This is a genomic window from Nocardioides ganghwensis (assembly GCF_014779655.1).
GTDB classification, from domain to species: domain Bacteria; phylum Actinomycetota; class Actinomycetes; order Propionibacteriales; family Nocardioidaceae; genus Nocardioides; species Nocardioides ganghwensis.
In genome coordinates this window covers 125,467-141,854 of record NZ_JACXYX010000003.1, presented here as the reverse complement: position 1 = coordinate 141,854, position 16,388 = coordinate 125,467, and the positions used below count along the sequence as shown (strand labels likewise).

Here is a 16,388-nt window from a genome sequence, read left to right as displayed (position 1 = left end):
TGCTCTGGCGCATCCGTCGCCGTCACCAGCACGACACCCAGAGCACCCAGAGCACACCAGAGCGAGCACACCAGAGCGATGGACCTGACGACTGCCGACCACCGGAGGACCGCGCCACCGCCCGCCACCGGGCAGCGGTGGCGTCAGGCGCGCGGCCTGCAGTTCCTGGGCCCGGTCCAGGGCTCGGGCCTCAAGGACCCGGCGTTCCTGGTGCGGCGCGTCGACGACCAGGTGGTGCAGCTGTCCGAGCTGCTGCACCTGGTCGTCCGCGCGGTCGAGCCGCCCCGTCCGGCGGAGCAGGTGGCCGACGACGTGAGCCGGGCGTACGGACGCAACCTGACGGTCGACGGACTGGCCCACCTCGTGACGAGCCGGCTGGAGCCGCTCGGCCTGGTCGTGCCCGACGAGGCACCCGACCCGACCCGTGCGGTGCGGGCGCGGCCGCTGCTGGCCCTGACCGCGAAGGGCACGCTGGTGCCGGCGCAGGTCGTCGACCGGGCCGCGGCCTGGCTGGCGCCGCTGTTCTGGCCGCCGGTGGTGGCGATCGCGCTCGTGTCGCTGGTCGTCGCCGACGTGGCGCTGCTGACCCGCGGCGACTTCTGGGGAGCGGTGGGCGAGCTCTTCGCGACGCCGACGATCGCGCTCCTGATCTACGCCCTGCTCACCGCCTCGGCCGTCGTGCACGAGCTGGGGCACGCGGCCGCCTGCCGCTACGGCGGGGCGCGGCCGGGCGAGATCGGCTTCGGCCTCTACCTGGTGTTCCCGGCGTTCTACACCGACGTGACCGACTCCTACCGGATCGGGCGGGTGGGCCGGGTGCGCACCGACCTCGGCGGGCTGCACTTCAACGTGCTCACCGTGCTGGCGCTGGCGGGGGCGTACCTCGCGACCGGGAGCGGCGTCCTGCTCCTGACCGCGCTCGTGCTGCAGCTCCAGATGCTGCAGCAGCTCATCCCGGTGGTGCGCTTCGACGGCTACTACGTGCTGTCCGACCTCGCCGGCGTACCGGACCTCTTCGCCCGCGTCGGCCCGGTGCTGCGGAGCCTGCGCCCCGGGCACCCGGTCGACCCGCGGGTCAGCGAGCTGCGACCACGCACGCGTCGCTTCGTGACGGCCTGGGTCCTGGTCGTGGTGCCGCTGCTGGTCGCCGCTCTGGGCTGGGCGGGATGGTACCTCCCGGAGTTCCTCGAGCGCGGCCGCGAGGGCGTACGCCTGCAGCAGCTCGTCTTCGACGTCGCGTGGGAGCGCCGGGACTGGTCCGCGATGGCCCTGGCCGTGGTGTCGATCGCCCTGCTCCTGCTGCCGATCCTCGGTGCGGTGCTGGCCTTCTGGCGGCTCGGCACCACCCTCGTCCTGCTCGCGCGGGCCCGCCTCGCGGCCCGCGCCCCTGAGCCGTACGGCGACTCCGCGGGACTCGCCGCCCCCGCACCCGACCCACCCACCGTGGTCTCCGCGGCCGACTTCACCGACGCGGTGATGTACGCCGCCCCCGCGCCCGTGCCGAGGCAGGGCTGGCGCAGCGCGGTCTACCGCGGCAGCGGGCACCTGGTCAACCCGGGACCGAGCCTGCCCGAACAGCGGCTGCGCGAGCTGGAGCGGCGGCTGCGCACGCCCGTCGAGGGCTCGCGCCGGGTGGTGGTGATGAGCCGCAAGGGCGGGGTCGGCAAGACCACGATCACGCTCGCGCTCGGCAGCACGTTCGCGCTGCTGCGCGGCGACCGCGTGATCGCCGTCGACGCCAACCCCGACGCGGGCAACCTCGCCCACCGGGTCGCGCCGCCGCACGACCGCACCGTGACCGACGTGCTCCGCGACCTCGACGGCATCGAGACGTACGCCGCGCTGCGCCGCTACACCTCGCAGGCGGTCGAGTCGCGGCTCGAGGTGCTCGCCTCCGACGACGACCCGGGCATCGGGATGGCGCTGGCCCGCGACGACTACCACCGCCTGATCGGGCTGCTCGACCGCTTCTACAACGTGATCCTGCTCGACACCGGCACCGGGATCCTCGACAGCGCCAACCAGGGGCTGCTGACCGAGGCCGACCAGGTCGTGCTGGTCGTGCGGGCCGGGCTCGACGGCGGACGGGCGGGCGCGCTGACCCTGGACTGGATGGACCAGCACGGGTTCGACGACCTCGTGGCGCGGACCGTCGTCGTGGTCAACGCCGAGCGGCGCGGCAGCGAGCCGCCCGAGCCGATGCGTCGCCACTTCGAGAAGCGCTGCGCCCGGGTCGTCACGGTCCCGTGGGACGACGCGCTGGAGCCGGGCGCGCTCACCGACATGTCCTCCCTGCACCGTCGCACCCGGGACGCGCTGGTCGACATCGCGGCGGCGGTGGCCGACAACTTCTCCGTCGGGGGCACTCCGTGACTGCCCGCGGCCTCGCCGTCCACGCCGTCGTGGCGGCGCTGCTGCTGGCCGGTGCGGCGGACGCGAGTCCCCGCGGGCCGGGGGCCGAGCGGCGCGACCTCGACGTCGTCGCCAGCGCCCAGCCCAGCGACCAGCGGCGCGAGGACCGCGACGTCGTCGTCGCCGAGGTCATGGTCCGCGACGGCGCCCTCAAGGCCGACGCGGTGGCGACCACCGTGACCTCCTGTCACGCGTGCCGCGGCGAGAGCGCGGTGCTGCAGGTGCTCTACGTGCCCGGCCCGGCGTCCGCTCGGTTCGACAACGTGGCGTCGGCCTGGACGCAGGACTGCTGGGACTGCACCGCGACGGCGCTGGCGGTGCAGGTGGTCGTCATCGGCCCGGGCACGCGCGCCCGCCCGACCAACCGGGCGCTGGCGGTCGGCGACGCGTGCGCGACCTGCCGGACCGCGACCGCCGCCTTCCAGGTCGTCGTGCAGGTGGACGCGATCGGTCGCCTCGCGGACCCGGCCCTCGCCGAGGTCGCGGCGTGGTTCGAGGCCGAGGCCGCGCTGCTGGAGGCCGCCGTGCAGGCGCCCGCCGCGCGTCGCCGGGCCGAACGGGTCGCCGTACGCTCGCTCGACGACCTGCGCCGCCTCGCCGTGCGCTCGCTCGGGGGGCGGGCCCGGTCCGCCCGGGTGGCCGTCACCCGCTGACGCCGCCTCTCCCCCGGGTCGCGGCCGCCCGGCGTCATACCAAGCCGCACGTATCGGTGCGGGTTCGTATGACGCCCGCCGCGAGCCCCGGCCGACGTCATACCAAGTCGTACGCATGGGTGCGGGTTCGTATGACGCTCGACCTGACCCGTGGGCAGGAGTCAGACGGCCGCGACCGTCAGCACGACCCGGGCCCGCTCGTCCCCCGCGAGCCAGCGGCGGCGGGCGCGCACGAGCCGGCGCGTCGACCACGCCAGGAAGGGCAGCGCGGCGACAGCCGGAACCCAGGCCCACGGGACCGCGGCGAGGCCGGTGAACAGCAGCGCGGTCAGCGTGGTGACGAGCGAGAGCCGCCCGGCGTACCCGGCCATCGCGGCGTGTGGCGCCGGCGTCGCTCGCGGCGAGGAGAGGTCCACCCCGTACGGCGATCGCACCGACCACGTCATCACGATCGCGAGCACCTGCACGACCACCACGAGCCAGCACGACAGGACCGCGACCCCGACCACGAGGGGTGGCAGCCCGTTGCGCAGCAGCGCGAGCACGACGGTGATGCCGGAGACGAGCGCCATGCACTCGGCCACGACGAGGGCGCGTACGTCGAACACGTCGGCCGCCGACACCGGCAGGGTCTCGCGCCAGACCATCCCCTTGCCGTCGAGGCACCAGGCGTTGACGCCGAACAGCAGGGCCGCGCCGCTCGCGGTGAGGCCCGGCAGGACCATCACCGAGCTCCACTCGAGCCCCGCCACCAGCGCGACCAGGCCGGGGCCCAGGCCGAGCACCAGCAGGCCGCGGCGCATGCCGACCGAGCGCCACACCGAGGCACGGTCGAGGCGGCGCAGCAGCGCGCGGTCGGGTGAGCCCCAGCGTGGTTCGGGGGCGTGGCGCGCCTCGTGCACGCCGGACTGCACCCGCAGCTCCTCGCGCGGAGGCAGGCCAAGCGCCCAGGCAGCGGGCCGGGCGCCGACGACGACGCCCGCGGCGGCGAGCGCGAGCAGGAGGACCGCCACGAGGGGCCAGGCCGGGGTCTGCGCCGTCTCCGCGATCCACGTCGTCGGGAGGGACCGTACGAGCGGTCCGAGCAGCCCCGCGAGGTGCAGGCCGGCCAGGGCGACGACGACGGCGCCGCCGACCGTGCGGACGACGACCACGCCGTGGGGCGAGCGGCGTACGCCCTCGATCGCCCAGCCGGCCGCCTGTCCGAGCGCGGTGGCGGCGAGGACCCAGGTGAGCACGACGACCTGGGCGCCGAGCAGGCCGCCGGGCGGCGCGACGAGCGCGGTGACGGCGAGCAGGCCCCACATCTGGACGAGCCAGGCGAGGTTGACCGGGGCGAGCAGCAGAGCGCCGAGGTGCTCGGTCACCGGGCTGATCGGGTGCACGGCCGCCTCGCTGCGCGACAACAGCTCGCGACCGCCGCCGCTGCCCATGGCGGAGCTGACGGCGAGCAGCAGGAACCCGGCGAACGCCGCGCCGAGGTTCCCCTGGACCGAGGCGAGGGCCCGCTCGACGGCGGGCGAGCCGACGGACGCCACGTCGAAGCCGCTCGGACCGAGGGCGAAGAGAGCCGTCAGCGCGAGGACGACGACGAGGCCGAGGGCACTGGCCCGGCGGCGGCGTACGGTCCGCGCGCGGAACGCGACGAGGTGGCCGGTGTCGCGCGCGGCGTCGAGCCAGCCGTCAGTCGAGGAGCGCACGGTAGGCCTCGCCGGTGAGCTCGCCCGCCTGCATCGCGGCGACCCGGTTGCCGCCCCGCAGCACCACGGCCTCCCCGCAGGCCTCGAGCGCGAGGTCGCGCAGGTGGGTGGAGAGCAGTACGCAGGCGCCGCGGGCGCGGGCGTCGGCGACCACCTCGAGGGTGGCATCGACGCCGAGCGGGTCGACGCCGTCGAAGGGCTCGTCGAGCAGCAGGACCGCGGGATCGTGGAGGGACGCCAGGACGACGCTGAGACGGCGGCTCATGCCGTGGCTGAACCCGCCGACCACGCGGTGGGCGACGTCGCCGAGCTCGAAGCGCTCGAGCAGGTCGCGCCCGCGCTCCTCCCAGGCGGGCATCCGGCGCAGGCGCGCGCTGAGCTGGAGGTGCTCCCACGGGGTGGCCCGCGGCACGAGGCCGCCGACGTCGGGGCAGTAGCCGACGGACCGCTTGACGCCGAGCGCGTCGGTGGCGGCGTCGTGGCCGGCGACCGTCACCTCGCCGGCGGTCGGCGGCACCACGCCGGCCAGGACCTTCATCGTGGTCGACTTGCCCGCGCCGTTGCGCCCGAGCAGCGCCGTCGCCTGCCCGGCCTCGGCCGTGAGGTCGACGCCGGCGACGGCCTCGACGTCACCGAAGCGGACGTGCAGGCCGCGTACGACGACGGCGGGAGCAGGGGTCTGGGTCACCGCACGATTCTCGCCGAGCGGACGCGTCCGCACACCCCGAACGGGTCGATCTCGCAGCGCGGGACCGGTCCAGACGGGCAGGCGGGTGGCCCCTGCCCGGGCGCACCATGGAAGAAGTCGGCGGTGTGAAGGAAACGGAGGGGGTGTTGGCGGGTCGTTCTGGTCATCAGGAGAGGAGGCCGGCATGGACGAGGACATCGTGAGCTTCGGCGGCCCGTGGTCGTCGAGCGAACCCGCGAGCCTCCGCGACGTGTTCGACGCGAGCTATCGCCGGCTCGTCGTGCAGCTGTTCGGCGTCACGGGCAGCATGGACGAGGCGGAGGACCTGGTGCAGGAAGCCTTCGCCCGCGCCGCCGCGGCCGGCCGGCGCTTCGCCCGGGTCGACAACCCGGAGGCGTGGCTGCGGAGGACCGCGATCAACGCGCACCGCAGTCGCTGGCGCAAGATGCGCAACGGGCGGCGCGCGCAGGAACGAATCCTGCCTCCACGCGACCCGGTCGGCCTCGAGGACCACCTCGAGATCATCGACGCGCTGCGGGCGCTGCCCGAGCCGCAGCGGCACGTGATCGCCCTGCACTACCTCGCCGACCTCCCGGTCGAGGAGATCGCCGACGAGCTCGGCGTCCCACCCGGCACCGTCAGGTCCCGCCTCAGCCGAGGGCGAGAGGCACTCGCCTCGCACCTCGCGTACGCCGAAGGAGGCGTCCACCATGTCTGAGCGCCTTCTGGAAGCGTTCCGCGAGGAGGCCGAGCACCACGTCCGAGCTCCCGACTTCGCGGCCATCGAGCGAGCGGGACGCCAGCGGCGGCACCGAGGCCACGCGGTGGTCGGCGCCGTGACGGCCTGCGTCCTCGGTGTCAGCGGAATCGTCGCCGGCACGTTCGGCGGCTCCGCCGACCCGCAGCCCGCCGAGGGCCCGGACCAGACCTCGCTCACGAGGCCCTACCCGGTGATGACGAACACCACCCTGGACGCGGGCACCTACGTGCTGCGCCCGTCCGAGGACACCTCGTTGCCCTCCGTACGGTTCACTCTCCCCGAGGGATGGAACTCCTGGCTCGGCCCGAACCGGTTCGCAGGCCTGGACGACCTGGCGGCGGGCGAGGGCACGACCAACGGCGAGCTGCTGGACAAGGACCCGGAATGGGCGCTGGGAATGGTCGCCCTGGACGTGACGTGGGTCGCCCAGCCGGGGTGCACGATGACCGACGTGACGGGCGACGACACGAGCACGCTCGTGGAGGCACTCACCACCGTCCCACGCCTCACGGTGACCTCCGGCCCCGAGAGCACGGTCCGCTTCGGTTACCCCGCGGTGCACCTGCGGCTGCGGGAGGATGGCCCCCGCGGGACCTGCACGCAGGACACCGTGCTGACCACCGCCGAGGCCGCCATCCGCTACCTCAGGCGCGGCACCACCGTCGACGCCTGGGTCATCGACGTCGAAGGTCGACCGCTGCTGCTGTGGGCCGTGTGGACCGCCGGGACCCCGAGCGCCGAGGTGCAGGGCCTGCACGCCGTGGTCGACTCCGTCGAGATCGTCGAGGGCGACCAGCGCTAGCGCCGACCGGGCACTTCCGTGCCCGGTCGGTGTGTCCCGCGCGTCAGGAAGTGCCCGGTCGGGGTCAGGCGGGGAAGCCCTCGCCCCTCGCCGCCAGCTCGCGGAGGTACGGCGTGGGGCGGAACCGCTCGCCGTACGCGTCCGCCAGCTCGTCGGCCCGGGCCAGGAACGCGTCGAGGCCGACGGGGCCGACTCCGTGGCCGGTCTCGTCGAGGGCCTGCCAGCCGGTCATGAACTGGGCCGCGCCGCCCGTCAGCGCCGGGAACCCGATGCCCATGATCGAGCCGATGTTGGCCGCGGCGGCCGAGGTGATGACGCCCTCCTCGAAGCACTTCGCGGTCTCGAGCGCCTCGATGAAGAGCATCCGGTCGCGCACGTCGCGGATCGGGATCTGCTGCTCCGCCACGGGGAACGTCTCCGCGAGCCCGGGCCACAGCGTCGTACGGCGCCCGTTCTCGTCGTAGTCGTAGAAGCCCGCGCCCTTGAGCCGGGACGGCCGACCGAGGCCGATCATGGTCTCGATGACCGCACCCGCCGGGTAGTCGCCGAGGTCGATGCCCTCGCGCTCGGCGGCGTCCTCGGTCGCCTTGCGGATCTTGGCCATCAGCTCCATGTTGAGCTCGTCGCTGATCTGCAGCGGCCCGACGGGGAAGCCGGCCGACGTCGCCGCGCGCTCCAGCGACACCGGGTGGACGCCCTCGGCGAGCATCGCGAGGCCCTCGTTGATCTGGGTGCCGATGACGCGCGAGGTGTAGAAGCCGCGCGAGTCGTTGACCACGATCGGCGTCTTGCGGATCTGCTGGACGACGTCGTACGCCTTGGCGAGCGCGGCGTCGGAGGTCTCCGCGCCGCGGATGATCTCGACGAGCGGCATCTTGTCGACGGGGCTGAAGAAGTGCAGGCCGATGAAGTCGGCGGGGCGGTCCACGCCGGTGGCGAGCTCGGTGATCGGCAGGGTCGAGGTGTTGGAGCACAGCAGCGCGTCGGCCTCGACGTGGGGCGCCACCTCGGCGAACACCTTCGCCTTGAGCGACGGGTCCTCGAAGACCGCCTCGATCACGAGGTCGCAGCCCGCGAGGTCGGCGGCGTCGGCGGTGGGCGTGATCCGCGCGAGCAGCTCGTCGGCCTTGTCCTGCGTGATCTTCCCGCGCTCGACACCCTTGGCGTTGAGCTTCGCCGTGTACGCCTTGCCGCGCTCGGCCGCCTCGAGGGAGACGTCCTTGAGCACGACCTGCATGCCGGCGCGGGCGCACGAGTAGGCGATGCCGGCGCCCATCATCCCGGCGCCGAGGACGGCGACCTTCTTGGCGGTCCACCTCTCGATGCCCTGCGGGCGGAGGGATCCGGAGTTGATCGCCTGGAGGTCGAAGAAGAAGGCCTGGATCATGTTCTTGGCCTGCTGGTTGACCACCAGGTTGGTGAAGTAGCGGCTCTCGATGCGCGAGGCGGTGTCGAAGTCGACCTGCGCGCCCTCGACGGCCGCGCTCATGATCGCGCGCGGCGCGGGATAGACCGCACCCTTGGTCTGCTTGCGCAGCAGGGCGGGGAAGGCCGGCAGGAACTGGGCGAGCGCCGGGGTCTTCGGCGTGCCGCCGGGCATCTTGTAGCCGGCGCGGTCCCACGGGTTCTTCGCCGCGTCCTCGTCGTCCTTGTGCGCGAGGATCCACGCCTTGGCCGCCGGCACCAGCTCCTCGCGGGTCGGGACGACCTCGTCGACGAGCCCCTTGGCGAGCGCGCCCCGCGGGTCGAACTGGGCGCCGGGCATCAGCACGTCCATCAGCGCGGACTGCAGGCCGAGCATGCGTACGACGCGGGTGACCCCGCCGCCGCCGGGCAGCAGTCCGAGCGTCGACTCGGGCAGGCCGATCTTCACCGAGCGGTCGTCGACGGTGATGCGGCGGTTGGCCGCCAGCGCGATCTCGAGCCCGCCGCCGAGGGCGGCACCGTTGATCGCCGCGACGACGGGCCGCGGGAAGGTCTCGAGCCGGCGGAGGCTGGACTTGACCGCCTCGCCCATCGCGAAGATCTCCTCGGCGTCCTCGGGGGTCGCCTTCATCATGCTCTTGAGGTTGCCGCCGGCGAAGAAGGTCTTCTTCGCGCTGGTCAGGACCACGCCGGTGACGTCGTCGACCTCGTCGTGGAGCCGCTGGACGGCGGCCTCCATCGACGCCTGGTAGAGCTCGTTCATCGTGTTGGCGCTGGCCGTCGGGTCGTCGAGGGTCAGCGTGACGATGCCGTCGGCGTCGCGGTCGTAGCGGACTGCGCTGTGCTCGTCGGTGCGGGGGGTGTCAGTGGAAGTCATGGGGTTCCTTCGTGTTCTCGCGCCCGCCGGTTGAGCAGGCGCGCCAGCGCCGTGTCGAAACCAAGGGGCTCTGAAGTTCTGTCCGGCTGGGGTTGCTTGTCGTCTGATCGGGTCTCGATACAGCGCCGTCACGGCTTCGTTCCTCAGCCGTGGGCGCCGCTCGACCACCGATGACCGTGTCGGAGCTGGTCACGGTGCTCCGCGCCTCAGACCAGCTCCACCACGGTCGCGATCCCCATGCCACCGCCGACGCAGAGCGTGGCGAGGCCGCGCTTCTGGTCGCGGCGGGCGAGCTCGTCGACGAGGGTGCCGAGGATCATCGCGCCGGTCGCGCCGAGCGGGTGGCCCATCGCGATGGCGCCGCCGTTGACGTTGGTGACGTCGTGGCTGATGCCCATGTCGCGCATGAAGCGCATCGCGACGGCAGCGAACGCCTCGTTGATCTCCCACAGGTCGATGTCGTCGACCTCGAGGCCCGCGCGGGCCAGCGCCTTGCGGGCCGCCGGGGCGGGGCCGGTGAGCATGATCGTCGGGTCGGCGCCCGACACGGCGGTCGAGATGATCCGCGCGCGCGGGGTCAGCCCGAGCGAGGTGCCGACCTCCTCGGTGCCGATCGCCATCACGGCCGCGCCGTCGACGATGCCCGACGAGTTGCCGGCGTGGTGGACGTGGTCGATGGCCGGGATCCAGTGGTACTTCTCCAGCGCCACGTCGTCGAAGCCGGCGTCACGGCCGATCTGGGCGAACGACGGCTTCAGGCCGGCGAGGCCCTCCACGGAGGTGTCGGGCCGGACGGTCTCGTCGCGGTCGAGCACGGTGACGCCGCTGAGGTCCTTGACGGGGACGACCGCGTCGTCGAAGTAGCCGTTGGCCCACGCCTTCGCGGCGCGGTGGTGGGACTCGGCGGCGTACGCGTCGACGTCCTGACGGTTCCAGCCCTCGATCGTGGCGATGAGGTCGGCACCGATGCCCTGCGGCACGAAGCCGGTCTCGAGCGCGGTGGCCGGGTCCATCGCCCAGGCGCCGCCGTCGCTGCCCATCGGCACGCGGCTCATCGACTCGACGCCGCCGGCGATGACGAGGTCCTCGAAGCCGGAGCGGACGCGCTGCGCGGCCTGGTTGACCGCCTCCAGACCGGAGGCGCAGAAGCGGTTGAGCTGCACGCCCGCGACGGTCTCGGGGTAGCCGGCCTTGAGCGCCGCGGTCTTGGCGATGTCGCCGCCCTGGTCACCGATGGGGGTCACGACCCCGAGCACGACGTCGTCGACGCGGGCCGGGTCGAGCGTGGGGTTGCGGGTCTTGAGCTCGTCGAGGAGTCCGACGACCAGGTCCACGGGCTTCACCTCGTGCAGCGAGCCGACGGCCTTGCCGCGGCCGCGAGGTGTGCGGATGTGGTCGTAGACGAATGCTTCTGCCATGCGACTGATTGTGACACCATTACTGTCACAGTCCAACAGGTGTGGCGCGGGTCACTTGCCCCGACGGGCCGGCCGCGAGGGCTGCGGACGAGAGGATGGAGCGGTGGAGACCGAGACCGGGGTGGACGGCGCCGACCTGCTGACGCTGGACGAGCTGACGGAGCGTACGGGCGTGAGCGCGCGCAACGTCCGTTTCTACGCCTCCCGCGGTCTCGTGCCGTCGCCCGTGCGCCGCGGACGGTCCGGCTACTACGGCCCCGACCACGTCGCCCGGCTCGAGCTGGTCCGCGAGCTGCAGGGCCACGGCTTCACGCTGTCGGCCATCGAGAAGTACGTCGAGCAGATCCCCGACACCGCCACCCCGTCCGACATCGCCCGCCACCTCTCGCTGCTCGCGCCCGTCACCGGCGACCGCGACGTCGACGTGTCGGGCAACCTGTCCGGGATGGGCATCTCACCCGAGGCTGCCGCGGCGGTCGCGGAGGTCTACGCCGCGCACGGCCGGCAGGTCGCCGAGGAGCTCTCCGAGATCGTCCGCACCAAGGTGTGGCCGCAGTTCCGCGAGGCGGGCTACACCGCCGAGCAGCTGCGCGAGTTCGTCCACCGGCTCAAGCCGCTGACGATCGCGGGACTGGTCACGGCCTACGAGCAGGCGATCGACGAGAGCCAGGCGGAGTTCGCCGGGCGTCGCCCGCGGGCCGGTCAGCCCTCGTCCTGACGGCCTGCACGGTCCACGCGACGACGACGAGCGCCAGCACGGCACGCTGCCAGCTGATCGTCGCGGCGGCGACGTAGGCAACCACCGTCACGGCCACCAGCCAGGCGGGCCCGGGTCCCGGCCGAGGTCGCACCAGGTCGTAGGCCAGCACCGCAAAGGCGAGGAGCGCGAGTGCGGTCGCCGCGAGGACGAGGCCGTCCAGCAGGGGCACGGCCGTGGCGAGGAGCGCCAGGCCTGCGCCGACCTCGAGGCCGGGTGCGCGGCGACGCAGCTCGAGCAGGAGCACCACGAGGCCGACGACGGCGAGGAAGTCCCACGCGTCGAGCACGCGGACGAGGCGTACGTCGTCCGGCCCGCCCCACAGGTCGAGGACGAGCACGCCGACGGTGAGCGCCTGCCCCGCGGCGAAGAGGGCGGTGCCGGTCACGGTGACCGGGTCCGGCCCCAGGACCACTGCCACCAGCGCGACCGCACCGAGGAGCGCCACCGCACTCACCAGCAGCACGGCGTGGCTGGCGACCCAGTCGGTCGGGTGCACGCCGTCGAGCGCGGGCCCGGCGCCGCTGAGGCGCAGCCAGGCCTGACCGACCAGCTGCGTCGCGGCGGCGACCAGCAGGAGCGCAGCGGCGCCACGCCGTACGGCGGGCGAGGCAGCCTGGCTGGTCGGGATCACGGGCACATCATGGTGCAGCGGTGCGGCGGGTGGCGTACGTCTCCCCGCGTCCCGCCCGCCCGGGTGTCGCCGTCGCGACCGGCCGGGTGGAAGGCTGGTGAGGTGTTGGCCCCCTGCGACGACCCGCGCCCCCGATGACCGGAGGCGCGGTCTACCTCATCCTCGGCCTGTCGCTGCTGCTGGCGACGGTCCTGCCGCACGTCACGCGACGGGTGCCGCTGTCGCCCCCCATCGTGCTGGTGGGCGTCGGCCTCGCCATCGGCCTGCTGCCGCTCTCGGACGACGTGAGCCTGCAGCCGGAGGACAACCGCGAGCTGATCACCCACGTCACCGAGTTCACCGTGCTGGTCTCCCTCATGGGCGTCGGGCTGGCGATCGACCGGATCCTCGAGCTGAGGTCGTGGGGGTCGTGGCGCACCTGGTCGCCGGTCTGGCGGATGCTGCTGGTCGCCATGCCGCTGACCATCCTCGGCGTCGCGCTGCTGGGCTGGTGGGTGGCCGGGCTGGCCCCCGCGGTCGCCCTCCTGCTCGGTGCCGTGCTCGCCCCGACCGACCCGGTGCTGGCCTCCGACGTCCAGGTGGGTGAGCCGCTCACGGAGGACGTGGCCGCGGCCGAGGCGGAGGACGGCGAGGACGAGGACGACGACATCCGCTTCGCCCTCACCGCGGAGGCGGGACTCAACGACGGCCTTGCCTTCCCCTTCGTGCACCTCGCCCTCCTCCTGCTGGCCGGCGGCTTCGGCCTCGCCGAGGCCGGGACCTGGCTGGGCTGGTACGTCGTGGGCAAGATCGCCCTGGGGCTCGCCGTGGGACTCGCGGCCGGGTGGCTGCTGGGGCGGCAGGCCTTCCACGCCCGCAACGACGACCTGCGGCTGGCCGACGCGGGCGAGCCCCTGCTCGCGGTCGCCGCGCTGCTCGCGTCGTACGGGGCCGCGGAGCTCGTCGGAGGCTACGGCTTCCTCGCCGTCTTCGCCTGCGCCATCCAGCTGCGTGCCTCCGACCGGAACCACTCCTACCACCGGGCGATGCACGGTGTGGTCGAGCGCCTCGAACGCCTGATGACCCTCCTGATCCTGCTGGTGCTCGGCATGGCGATGACCCGCGGCCTGCTGGAGCACCTCGACTGGCGGGGCGTCCTCGTGGCGCTCGCACTCGTGCTGGTGGTGCGCCCGCTCGCCGGCTACGTCGCACTGGCGGTCCTCGCCCGCGACGAGCGCGAGGAGGGCGGCCTGGACCGCGGGGAGATCGCCGCGGTGGCGTTCTTCGGGGTCCGCGGGGTCGGCTCGCTCTACTACCTGGGCTACGCCGTGACCCACGAGCACGTGCCCGACGAGCCGTGGCTCTGGTCGACCGTCGCGTTCACCGTGATCGTCTCGGTGCTGCTGCACGGCGTGACGGCGACGCCCGCGATGGCGCGCCTCGACGCGCGCCGCAAGGGATCCGCAGCCGCGGGATGAGGCGGGCGTGGGGGCCCGGCTGAGAGAGTGGGGGCATGTCCACTGTTCTCGTCACCGGCGCCACCGGCTTCATCGGCCGCCGCCTGGTCCCCGCCCTGGTCGAGGCCGGCCACGACGTCCGCGCGATGACGCGGCGCCCGGAGGCGTACGACGGGCAGGGGACGCCGGTCGGCGCCGACGTCTCCGACCCGGACTCGCTGCGACCCGCGCTGGAGGGCGTCGACGTGGCGGTCTACCTCGTGCACTCCCTCGACGACCCCGACTTCGAGCGCAAGGACGCGCAGGCGGCGCGCAACTTCAGCGCGGCCGCGGCTGCGGCCGGGGTGCGGCAGATCGTCTACATGGGCGGCCTCGGCGACGACGACGACGACCTGTCCGCGCACCTGCGCTCGCGGCGCGAGGTGGAGCACCTGCTCGGCGAGGACGGCGTACCGGTCACGGTGCTGCGCGCCGCCATCGTCGTCGGGCACGGGGGCATCTCGTGGGAGATCACCCGGCAGCTGGTGAAGAACCTGCCCGCGATGGTCGTGCCCAAGTGGGTCGGCACGCGCACGCAGCCGATCGCGCTCGACGACGTGGTCCGCTACATCGTCGGGGTGATCGACAACGAGGAGGCCCTCGGCCGGGTCTTCGAGATCGGCGGCACCGAGCAGCTGACCTACCTCGAGATGATGAAGATCGCCGCGGAGTCGATGGACAACCGCCCGATCCCGATCATCACCGTCCCCGTCCTGACGCCGCGGCTGTCGTCCTACTGGCTCGCGCTCGTCACCGACGTCGACGCCACCACCGGTCGCAACCTGATCGACTCGATGTCGCACGAGGTCGTCGTCAAGGACACCTCGATCCGCGACGTGGTGCCGGGCGAGCCGCTGTCCTACCGCGAGTCCGTACGCCGGGCGCTGGCCGAGCGCGCCGCTGAGGGGGCGTCAGAAAAGTAGCGGCAGCAGGAAGAGCATCGAGAGCGACCACGTGATGTGGGTCAGGATCGGTGCCAGCACGCCGCCGCTCGCCCGCCGCTCGAGGCCGCACACCGTGCCCAGCACGATGGCGGCGAAGCCGAGCATGACGTTGCCGGTGGCCAGCGTGGCCACGACGTAGGCGAGCGTGGTCCACAGCACCGGGTGGCGCGGGATCGCGGCGTACATCGCGCCGCGGAAGAACAGCTCCTCGGCGATGCCGTTGAAGAAGGTGATGACCGCCAGGACGGTCAGCGAGCCCTCGTCGGCGTACTCCAGCACCGAGCTGACGTAGTCGGCGAGGGGGTCGATCTCCCGCACGACCAGCGAGCCGAGGACGAACACCCCGACGAGCAGCAGGCCGAGCAGGATCGGCGCCAGGATCGGCCGGACGAAGATCTCGGTGCCACCGGCGATGCGGCCCAGGTGCAGCCGCCCGGAGAGGAACGCACCGGCGGCCCAGATGCCCGCGAGCAGCACCGCGGCGACGTAGAACGTGTTGCCGCCCGGCTCCAGCCGCAGCGACCAGCCCAGGACGATCGCGCCGACCAGCACGACGACGGCGGCGACGAGCTGCCGGCGCCGGAAGGCCTCCGGGGTGTCGCGCTGGTCGCGCGGGACGACGTCCCACAGCGAGCGGCGGATGAAGGTGCGCATGACCTCCAGCCTAGGAGCCCGCCAACAGCTCGCGGACCCGCGGGACGACTTCCTCGCCGTAGAGGCGCACCGACTCGAGCCGCTGCTCGTGCGGCACGGAACCCACGGAGTACTTCAGCTGGAAGCGCGACAGTCCGAGGGTGCGGGCCGCCCAGGCGATCTTCTGCGCCACTGTCTCCGGCGACCCGACGAACAGGGCGCCCTGCGGGCTCGCGGCCTGCTCGAACTGGATCCGTGAGTACGCCGGCCAGCCGCGCTCGCGTCCGAGGCGGGTGTAGAGCTCGGCCTGGTGGGGGTAGAGCTGCTCGCGCGCCTCGTCGTCGGTAGCCGCGACGTGGCCGGGCGAGTGCATGCCGATGGGCAGCTCGGGCAGCTCCATCCGGCCGAGCGCCTCGCGGTAGAGCGCGGCGAGCTGGACGAACGACGCGGGCGAGCCGCCGATGACCGCGAGCATGAGCGGCATGCCGTACTGCGCGGCGCGGACCACCGACTGCGGGGTGCCGCCGACGCCGATCCACGCCGGGACCCGACCGGCGGCGGTCGTCGGATAGACGCGCTGGTCGACCAGCGGCGGCCGTACCGTGCCCTCCCAGGTCACCGGCTCCTCGCGCTGCAGGGCGGCGAAGAGGTCGACCTTCTCCGCGAAGAGCCGGTCGTAGTCGGACAGCTCGAGGCCGAACAGGCCGAAGGACTCGATGAAGGACCCGCGCCCGAGCTGCACCTCGGCCCGGCCACTCGACACGGCGTCGAGGGTGGCGAAGCGCTGGTAGACCCGGATCGGGTCGTCGGAGGAGAGCACGGTGACCCCGGTGCCGAGCCGGATCCGCTCGGTCTGGCCCGCGATCGCCGCGAGCACGACGTCGGGCGCCGAGATCGCGTAGTCGGGGCGGTGGTGCTCGCCGAGGCCGATGTAGTCCACCCCGACCCGGTCGGCGAGGACCGCCTCGGCGACGACCTCGCGGAGCGTCTGCGGGTGGTTGCCCGGCGCACCGTCGAGGGGCGCGTCGCCGAAGGTGTCGAGCCCCAGCGTCGGGTGCTCGCGGGTGCCGAGCACCGAGAAGTCGAAGTCAGCCATCAATCCTCCTGAGTGGTTGAAGGATCAACGGCCAGCGCCGCCCCCGCATTCCGGCAGTCCCTTTCTCACGCTTCTTGCCCGTCGCAGCGGGTGGGAAGCTCGGGAATCACCGGT

General features: G+C 73.3%; 14 protein-coding genes. 7 read left to right on the top strand and 7 right to left on the bottom strand.

Annotated elements, in window-relative coordinates; all coding sequences use genetic code 11:
- Positions 1-78 precede the first annotated feature (78 nt).
- Both IEZ24_RS04720 and IEZ24_RS04715 read left to right on the top strand, forming a co-directional pair.
- Entirely contained in the window at positions 79-2,373 is a 2,295-nt protein-coding gene (locus IEZ24_RS04720) for a MinD/ParA family ATP-binding protein (protein ID WP_129453098.1), read from the top strand.
- The gene (locus tag IEZ24_RS04715; RefSeq protein ID WP_129453099.1) at positions 2,370-3,065 is read left to right on the top strand and encodes a hypothetical protein; all 696 of its coding nucleotides are present in this window, start codon (positions 2,370-2,372) and stop codon (positions 3,063-3,065) included. Before IEZ24_RS04720 ends, IEZ24_RS04715 begins: the two co-directional genes overlap by 4 nt.
- Before the next feature lie 161 nt (positions 3,066-3,226).
- Here IEZ24_RS04715 and IEZ24_RS04710 read toward each other — a convergent pair whose 3' ends face one another.
- Together IEZ24_RS04710 and IEZ24_RS04705 are read right to left on the bottom strand one after the other, a co-directional pair.
- Positions 3,227-4,765: a hypothetical protein gene (locus IEZ24_RS04710; RefSeq protein WP_129453100.1), complete on the bottom strand. Its 1,539-nt coding sequence runs from the start codon at positions 4,763-4,765 to the stop codon at positions 3,227-3,229.
- The gene (locus IEZ24_RS04705; protein WP_242498342.1) at positions 4,749-5,453 is read right to left on the bottom strand and encodes an ABC transporter ATP-binding protein; all 705 of its coding nucleotides are present in this window, start codon (positions 5,451-5,453) and stop codon (positions 4,749-4,751) included. The genes IEZ24_RS04710 and IEZ24_RS04705 overlap by 17 nt, the downstream gene beginning before the upstream one ends.
- 184 nt (positions 5,454-5,637) lie before the next feature.
- Here IEZ24_RS04705 and IEZ24_RS04700 point away from each other — a divergent pair, with 184 nt between their 5' ends.
- A complete protein-coding gene (locus IEZ24_RS04700; RefSeq protein ID WP_129453102.1) occupies positions 5,638-6,171 on the top strand; it encodes a sigma-70 family RNA polymerase sigma factor in 534 nt (177 codons plus the stop codon).
- Positions 6,164-7,015, top strand: coding sequence for a hypothetical protein (locus IEZ24_RS04695; protein ID WP_129453103.1), 852 nt, complete (start codon positions 6,164-6,166; stop codon positions 7,013-7,015). Before IEZ24_RS04700 ends, IEZ24_RS04695 begins: the two co-directional genes overlap by 8 nt.
- 64 nt (positions 7,016-7,079) lie before the next feature.
- Here the strand turns inward: IEZ24_RS04695 and IEZ24_RS04690 are convergent, their stop codons facing one another.
- Both IEZ24_RS04690 and IEZ24_RS04685 read right to left on the bottom strand, forming a co-directional pair.
- Positions 7,080-9,317, bottom strand: a complete 2,238-nt coding sequence (locus IEZ24_RS04690) for a 3-hydroxyacyl-CoA dehydrogenase NAD-binding domain-containing protein (protein WP_129453104.1) — start codon at positions 9,315-9,317, stop codon at positions 7,080-7,082.
- A 206-nt stretch (positions 9,318-9,523) separates the two neighbouring features.
- Positions 9,524-10,735, bottom strand: a complete 1,212-nt coding sequence (locus tag IEZ24_RS04685; protein ID WP_129453105.1) for an acetyl-CoA C-acetyltransferase — start codon at positions 10,733-10,735, stop codon at positions 9,524-9,526.
- A 103-nt stretch (positions 10,736-10,838) separates the two neighbouring features.
- Between IEZ24_RS04685 and IEZ24_RS04680 the strand changes: the two genes are divergently transcribed.
- Positions 10,839-11,453 (top strand): helix-turn-helix domain-containing protein, encoded by a 615-nt coding sequence (locus IEZ24_RS04680; protein ID WP_242498343.1) that lies wholly within the window; start codon positions 10,839-10,841, stop codon positions 11,451-11,453.
- On the opposite strand, the gene IEZ24_RS04675 is transcribed toward IEZ24_RS04680, so the two are convergent.
- A complete protein-coding gene (locus IEZ24_RS04675) occupies positions 11,371-12,126 on the bottom strand; it encodes a hypothetical protein (RefSeq protein WP_129453107.1) in 756 nt (251 codons plus the stop codon). The two genes, IEZ24_RS04680 and IEZ24_RS04675, sit on opposite strands and share 83 nt — an antisense overlap.
- A gap of 134 nt (positions 12,127-12,260) precedes the next feature.
- Here IEZ24_RS04675 and IEZ24_RS04670 point away from each other — a divergent pair, with 134 nt between their 5' ends.
- Positions 12,261-13,583, top strand: coding sequence for a cation:proton antiporter (locus IEZ24_RS04670; RefSeq protein ID WP_129453108.1), 1,323 nt, complete (start codon positions 12,261-12,263; stop codon positions 13,581-13,583).
- A gap of 35 nt (positions 13,584-13,618) precedes the next feature.
- Entirely contained in the window at positions 13,619-14,524 is a 906-nt protein-coding gene (locus tag IEZ24_RS04665; RefSeq protein WP_129453109.1) for an NAD(P)H-binding protein, read from the top strand.
- Here IEZ24_RS04665 and IEZ24_RS04660 read toward each other — a convergent pair.
- Positions 14,513-15,199 (bottom strand): CPBP family intramembrane glutamic endopeptidase, encoded by a 687-nt coding sequence (locus tag IEZ24_RS04660; RefSeq protein WP_129453110.1) that lies wholly within the window; start codon positions 15,197-15,199, stop codon positions 14,513-14,515. The genes IEZ24_RS04665 and IEZ24_RS04660 overlap by 12 nt on opposite strands.
- A 10-nt stretch (positions 15,200-15,209) precedes the next feature.
- Positions 15,210-16,274, bottom strand: a complete 1,065-nt coding sequence (locus tag IEZ24_RS04655) for an LLM class flavin-dependent oxidoreductase (RefSeq protein ID WP_129453111.1) — start codon at positions 16,272-16,274, stop codon at positions 15,210-15,212.
- Between the last annotated feature and the right edge of the window lie 114 nt (positions 16,275-16,388).

What these genes read in the sequence shown, in the direction of transcription:
- IEZ24_RS04720 (WP_129453098.1), top strand. Translation starts at nt 79, where the DNA reads ATGGACCTGACGACTGCCGACCACCGGAGGACCGCGCCACCGCCCGCC.
- IEZ24_RS04700 (WP_129453102.1), top strand. Translation starts at nt 5,638, where the DNA reads ATGGACGAGGACATCGTGAGCTTCGGCGGCCCGTGGTCGTCGAGCGAA.
- IEZ24_RS04695 (WP_129453103.1), top strand. Translation starts at nt 6,164, where the DNA reads ATGTCTGAGCGCCTTCTGGAAGCGTTCCGCGAGGAGGCCGAGCACCAC.
- IEZ24_RS04690 (WP_129453104.1), bottom strand. Translation starts at nt 9,317, where the DNA reads ATGACTTCCACTGACACCCCCCGCACCGACGAGCACAGCGCAGTCCGC.
- IEZ24_RS04685 (WP_129453105.1), bottom strand. Translation starts at nt 10,735, where the DNA reads ATGGCAGAAGCATTCGTCTACGACCACATCCGCACACCTCGCGGCCGC.
- IEZ24_RS04670 (WP_129453108.1), top strand. Translation starts at nt 12,261, where the DNA reads ATGACCGGAGGCGCGGTCTACCTCATCCTCGGCCTGTCGCTGCTGCTG.
- IEZ24_RS04665 (WP_129453109.1), top strand. Translation starts at nt 13,619, where the DNA reads ATGTCCACTGTTCTCGTCACCGGCGCCACCGGCTTCATCGGCCGCCGC.
- IEZ24_RS04660 (WP_129453110.1), bottom strand. Translation starts at nt 15,199, where the DNA reads ATGCGCACCTTCATCCGCCGCTCGCTGTGGGACGTCGTCCCGCGCGAC.
- IEZ24_RS04655 (WP_129453111.1), bottom strand. Translation starts at nt 16,274, where the DNA reads ATGGCTGACTTCGACTTCTCGGTGCTCGGCACCCGCGAGCACCCGACG.